This is a genomic window from Streptomyces boluensis (assembly GCF_009908195.1).
GTDB classification, from domain to species: Bacteria; Actinomycetota; Actinomycetes; order Streptomycetales; family Streptomycetaceae; genus Streptomyces; species Streptomyces boluensis.
The window spans coordinates 1-2,794 of record NZ_JAAAHS010000605.1 but is presented as its reverse complement, the minus strand read 5'-3'; the positions used below and the strand labels follow the sequence as shown (position 1 = coordinate 2,794).

Here is a 2,794-nt window from a genome sequence, read left to right as displayed (position 1 = left end):
TTGCGGTGGCGGGTGCTGTGGCCGCCCGCCGGACCCGGACCGAGCCCTGTACCGGAAGGGCCCAACGATGCGAGCGTGACACTCCTCGCGCGCGTGGCCGGCCTGACCGTGCTGCTGCCCGGCGACCTCGAACCGCCCGCGCAGCAGGCCCTGTCGCGGAGTCTGCCCGTACTGCCACAGGTCGATGTGCTCAAGGTCGCGCATCACGGATCGGCCTACCAGGACCCCGAGTTGATACGCCGGATACGCCCGCGCCTCGCGTTGATCTCATCGGGACGGGACAACCCGTACGGGCATCCCGCGCCCAGCACGCTCGCGGCGCTGCGGGCGCGCGGGACGGTCGTGCTGCGCACCGACACACACGGGTCGGTGGCCGTGACGGGCACCGGGGCCGGGCTGCGGGCCACGCCGTCGAAGGAGGGGGCTGGTTGAGGAGGAGGGTGACCCGGTAGAGGGGGAGGAGGGGCGTTGATACGGGCTGTGTTGCCCCGAAAGCCGCACTGATGGTCGAATGTGTCTTCGCTGGGGGAGATTTCCAGCCTTTACGCAGCCATCGCGCGCCTGGTCCGCCCCACACGGTCATCGCGCGGTGGCCGCACGTCCAAAAGCGCATCAGGGGTGTCATTCATGTTCGGCCGCCGGCTGGGAAACCGTAAGAACCGGGCAAATGGGGCGGGTTCTGTCTCGTTGCTTCCGGTGCCACCCAGCGGGGGCATGGTGAGTTGCCGGGTCCTTGACCCGGTCAGCGAGCCACTGCGGCATGCGGAATTCACCGTCAGTGACGCGAATGGGCGGAAGGTGGTGGGTGGTGAGGCCGATCCGTACGGTTCGTTCGTGGCGACCGTGCCGGCGGGCGAGTACCGCATCGCGGTGTCGGCCGACGGCTACACCCCGTACCGAGGCAAGGCCACGGTCGGCGAGAACGGGCATGCCGCGCTCGGTGACCTGAGCCTGCAGGTGGCGGCGCCGCCGTCGCTGCCGCAGCCGGGGGAGTGGGAGATGGAGCCGATGCACTCGTCGATCGCCTTCACTGCCCGGCACATCGGACTCGCGCGTATTCACGGCCGGTTCAACACGTTCGCGGGGGCGATACGGATCGCCGAGCGCATGGAGCAGTCGGCCATGCATGTCGTGATCGACGCGTCGTCCATCGACACCAACGTCAAGATGCGTGACGACCATCTGCGGTCGGCCGACTTCCTCGATGTGGAGCGCTATCCGACGCTCGAGTTCTACAGCGAACGTTTCGTCCACCGAGGCGGTAGCCGCTGGGCGGTCACCGGGGCGCTGTCGCTGCACGGTGTGACGCGGACGGTCACTCTCGACACGGAGTACCTGGGCATCGGCAACGGTATGGAGGGCGAGACCCGCGCCGCCTGCCGGGCCACCACGGAGCTGCACCGCGAGGACTTCACCGTCAGTTGGCAGACGATGCTGGCCCGTGGCATCGCCGTCGTGGGCCCCAGCATCAAGATCGAGCTCGATGTGCAGATCGTCGCCAAGGGCTGAACTGGGCCGTGGTCTGAACTGGGCTGAGTAGGGCAGGGCGTGGGCAGGTCGGGGTGACCGGCAGAATGTTCTCGTGAGCGATGTGAGACATGTGCTGGTCCTGCCCGACCGCGACGCCGCGGAGGAGGCGGCCCAGGCGCTGGCCGAGCGCTTCGCGGTCACCGAGGAGCCACTGCTCGTACGGGATGCCCTGGCCGGGGAGGACGACGCCGAGGACGCCCAGTGGCTGCTCGTACTGGAGGACGCACAGGGGCGGCTCGACCCGGCGGCGCTTGATGAGTTCGCCGCTGAGTGGGAGGGCTGGCGCGAGGAGCCGTAGCGGGTTCGTTCGTGCGGCGGCCGATCGGTGGCGCGCTTCGGCCGCGCTTCGGCTGTGCTTGGGCCGCGCTTGGTTGTACGTCGCTTCTTACGGGCGCCCGGCGAGCAGCGGGCCGTACGGCGTTGTCAGTGCCGCGTGGGATCCTTGACCGCGATGGCCAGGAAACCCGCAAACGACAATCCGCTCGCCCCCGTCACTCTCGCCGTGGGCCAGGAGGATCTGCTTCTCGACCGTGCCGTGCAGGAGGTGGTGGCCGCTGCGCGTGCTGCCGACTCCGACACGGACGTACGTGACCTCACGTCCGACCAGCTGCAGCCCGGCACCCTCGCCGAGTTGACCAGCCCGTCGCTTTTCGCCGAGCGCAAGGTTGTGGTCGTGCGGAACGCGCAGGATCTCTCGGCGGACACGGTCAAGGACGTGAAGGCCTACTTCGGCGCGCCCGTCGAGGAGATCACTCTCGTACTGCTGCACGCGGGCGGGGCGAAGGGCAAGGGGCTCCTCGACGCCGCGCGCAAGGTCGGCGCCCGCGAGGTGGCCTGCCCGAAGATGACCAAGCCGGCGGACCGACTGGCGTTCGTGCGGGCCGAGTTCCGTACTGCGGGGCGGGCCGCGACGCAGGAGGCGTGCCAGGCGCTGGTCGACGCGATCGGCAGCGATCTGCGGGAGTTGGCGTCCGCGGCGACGCAGCTCGTGGCGGATGTCGAGGGCACGATCGACGAGGCGGTCGTCGGCCGGTACTACACGGGGCGGGCCGAGGCATCCAGCTTCACCGTTGCCGACCGTGCTGTGGAGGGGCGGGCGGCCGAGGCGCTGGAGGCGTTGCGCTGGTCCCTGTCGACCGGGGTCGCGCCCGTGCTGATCACCAGCGCCCTCGCGCAGGGGGTGCGGGCCATCGGCAAGTTGTCGTCCGCTCGCGGTGGTCGCCCCGCTGATCTGGCGCGGGAGTTGGGGATGCCGCCGTGGAAG

The 2,794-nt window shown here is 69.8% G+C and carries 4 protein-coding genes; all 4 read left to right on the top strand.

The annotated features are described in order from the left end of the window. Window positions 1-432: ComEC/Rec2 family competence protein (locus GUY60_RS36505; RefSeq protein WP_376771360.1), on the top strand; the 432-nt coding region annotated here is incomplete at its 5' end. A 195-nt stretch (window positions 433-627) separates the two neighbouring features. Continuing rightward, the gene (locus GUY60_RS36500) at window positions 628-1,509 is read left to right on the top strand and encodes a YceI family protein (RefSeq protein ID WP_161705798.1); all 882 of its coding nucleotides are present in this window, start codon (window positions 628-630) and stop codon (window positions 1,507-1,509) included. Window positions 1,510-1,582: 73 nt separating this feature from the next. Continuing rightward, window positions 1,583-1,828, top strand: a complete 246-nt coding sequence (locus tag GUY60_RS36495) for a hypothetical protein (RefSeq protein ID WP_161705797.1) — start codon at window positions 1,583-1,585, stop codon at window positions 1,826-1,828. 153 nt (window positions 1,829-1,981) lie between these two features. Then, the coding region (holA, locus tag GUY60_RS36490) for a DNA polymerase III subunit delta (RefSeq protein ID WP_161705796.1) at window positions 1,982-2,794 on the top strand (813 nt) is incomplete at its 3' end.